The following is a 529-nucleotide window of genomic DNA, read 5'->3' on the forward strand; positions in this document are numbered from 1 at the left end:
TATTTTATGTAAATCCAGCATACACTAGCCAAATGGGTAAAATAAAATATATGAAAGCTAAAGGAATATCTATTCATGTATCCGCGGCATTCTGTATAGCTCGTAAAGCTCTTGGGTACAAAGAGAAAATACCTTTGATATATAGAACATTTACAAACAATTGGAGGGTACTGTCCAAAGAGTTAAAGACACTTAAAATACAGTATTTATATAAAATTTCAAGCACCTTCGGATACTCGAATTTAAAAGCTTTTGTAAAAGATACTATAGCAAGCAATTATGTTATCTTCAAAGAAAAGCCTATTGTAAAGTTTAGTTTTAATTAAATTATTTAGATAAATTGCTTTAATATAAAAATAAAAAATTGCTTTATAGCTTATAGTTACCCTAGAATCTAAGGTTGCTACGCAGTGAAGGCACTTACGTAATAGGGGTGCATTAATTATGAGCTACTCATGAAATAATTATACTTGTAGCTTATTATAAAAAATTAGCTTGTTTAGAATACTAAACAAGCTCTATGTTACAA

Annotated in this window: 1 pseudogene; it reads left to right on the top strand. The window is 28.5% G+C overall.

The window, feature by feature from the left end:
- Window positions 1–326, top strand: a pseudogene (locus tag KPL54_RS25885) (hypothetical protein); the annotation flags it as partial.
- Between the last annotated feature and the right edge of the window lie 203 nt (window positions 327–529).

This window comes from Clostridium estertheticum (genome assembly GCF_018861295.1).
GTDB classification, from domain to species: domain Bacteria; phylum Bacillota; class Clostridia; order Clostridiales; family Clostridiaceae; genus Clostridium_AD; species Clostridium_AD estertheticum_D.